Origin of the sequence: Emticicia sp. (genome assembly GCF_049241225.1) — a bacterium.
Classification (GTDB): Bacteria; Bacteroidota; Bacteroidia; order Cytophagales; family Spirosomataceae; genus Emticicia.
Window position 1 is genome coordinate 1 of sequence record NZ_JBMLRC010000379.1, and the last position, 1,794, is coordinate 1,794.

Annotated in this window: 2 protein-coding genes; both read right to left on the minus strand. The window is 35.4% G+C overall.

Features of this window, described 5'->3' with window-relative positions; translation table 11 throughout:
* Nucleotides 1–44: 44 nt before the first annotated feature.
* Nucleotides 45–743 carry a GNAT family N-acetyltransferase gene (locus ACOVO2_RS19765; RefSeq protein WP_421771633.1) on the minus strand — a complete coding sequence of 233 codons (699 nt, stop codon included), beginning with the start codon at nucleotides 741–743 and terminating at the stop codon, nucleotides 45–47.
* Nucleotides 743–1,663 (minus strand): glycosyltransferase family 2 protein, encoded by a 921-nt coding sequence (locus tag ACOVO2_RS19770; RefSeq protein ID WP_421771634.1) that lies wholly within the window; start codon nucleotides 1,661–1,663, stop codon nucleotides 743–745. The genes ACOVO2_RS19765 and ACOVO2_RS19770 overlap by 1 nt, the downstream gene beginning before the upstream one ends.
* Nucleotides 1,664–1,794 lie beyond the last annotated feature (131 nt).

The window sequence follows — 1,794 nt, forward strand, 5'->3', positions numbered from 1 at the left end:
TCAAAGAATATTGAAGAAAGCCTTTCTGAAAAGAAAGGCTTTTTTTATGCCCAGAAATGATAAATGTTTTGGACTGATTTTTCGGTAAAACCACATTTTTCGTAAAACTTGCAAGCTTGGGTGTTATCAAGCTGAGTTGGGACATCAAGTGTTGTAATATTTTCAGTTTTGCAGTATTGCACACAAGCATCAATCAATGACATCCCTACGCCTTTTCCTTGCAAAGCTTCATCAACGGCTATTAGTCCGATGTTTGCTACTTTTTCCTTAACTCCCAACGTTACCATTCCCTTTATTTGCTGCTTATCTTCATAAACAAATACCTTTTCAGCAATTTGATGTCTTACTGATTTATCAATCCATTCTCGGTATAAACGCTTAAAGTTTTCGATATCTAAACCTTTATCTAATCTAAATCTTGAGTGTGTGCCACTTAAATAGGCTAAATCATATAATTGACTGCCGTTTTGCTCTCTGAATTCTTTGATTTCGATGGTATTTTTGGTTCTTAAATCTGTAACTTTAGCAGAATAGGTTATCTTCTTATCGACTATTTTTCCATTAAATTTTTCAAGAATTTCGCTCGGAATAGAAGTGCTTTTATTTCCAAAAACATAGATTAAATCATATTGCTGTTGAAACGCTTTTTCAAGATTTTCGACTAGTAAAGCGTAATCGTCTGAAATATCAATTCTTCCGATTTTCTTATTGAAAAAATCACTATCCCACGTTAGTTCTTTCATCAGAAATTAAGTTTTTGATCAATAATATGAGCCGGGCGACCTTTTACTTGCTCAAAAGTTTTACCTAAGTAAATACCAATAATGCCCAAAATAAAGATTATTAAGCCCGAAAAGAAGGTGATTGAGATGATAATACTCGCGAAGCCCAGTTGCTTGATTTGGTCAGTAAAGTATAAATATAAATATGCTACTCCCAAAAGAATTGCAATAACTGACATTATTAGACCTAAGCGAACAGTAAGCCTGAGAGGTTTATCAGAAAATGAAATGATATTATTGAAGGCTAATTCTATCAGTTTTGACCACGAGTAGGAAGACTTTCCGGATGCTCGTTCGTCGTGTTTCACGGGTAAATATGCTTTTCGGAAGCCCACCCATTGAGTCATGGTAGGAAAGAACCGAATACGGTCGCCCAAGCTAACCACTGCATCAACAACTTTACGATGATAAATTCCGAAATTAGCTACACTACTATCTTGCACAGTATCGGTTAGATAACTGAAAACCTTATAAAATAATTTTGAAGAAAGTTTCTTAAAAAATCCATCTTGACGGACTTGGCGTTGAGCAAAGACTAACTCGTAGCCTTCTTTGGCCTTAGCCAATAGGTGAGGAATTTCGTCAGGTCGGTCTTGAAGGTCACAGTCCATCACAACTACCCATTCACCTTTCGAAGTAGCCAAACCCGCCGTGATTGCGGCATGTTGGCCAAAATTACGGCTAAGTTTTACGCCTTTTACTACTTTATCTCGCTCACATACACGCAAAATTGCTTCCCACGATTTATCGGGACTTCCATCTTCTACTAATATGATTTCATAAGAATCAGTTATTGGTTTGACAGATTGATGGATTTCTGTAACTAATTGTTCAACAATTTCTTCGGCTCTATAAACGGGTGAGATAATAGATAAGTACATAGAAAGGTATTTTTTAATGCAATATTCGCTACTTACAATTAGAGTGCCAAATGATTTACCTATGATTTTAAAATATATTAATAAAACCGTAACTTTGGCCACAAATATAACAAAGCTATGAATCTTGACTT

Excerpts from the sequence above, each read along its gene's own strand:
- ACOVO2_RS19765 (WP_421771633.1), bottom strand. The coding sequence starts at position 743 with ATGAAAGAACTAACGTGGGATAGTGATTTTTTCAATAAGAAAATCGGA.
- ACOVO2_RS19770 (WP_421771634.1), bottom strand. The coding sequence starts at position 1,663 with ATGTACTTATCTATTATCTCACCCGTTTATAGAGCCGAAGAAATTGTT.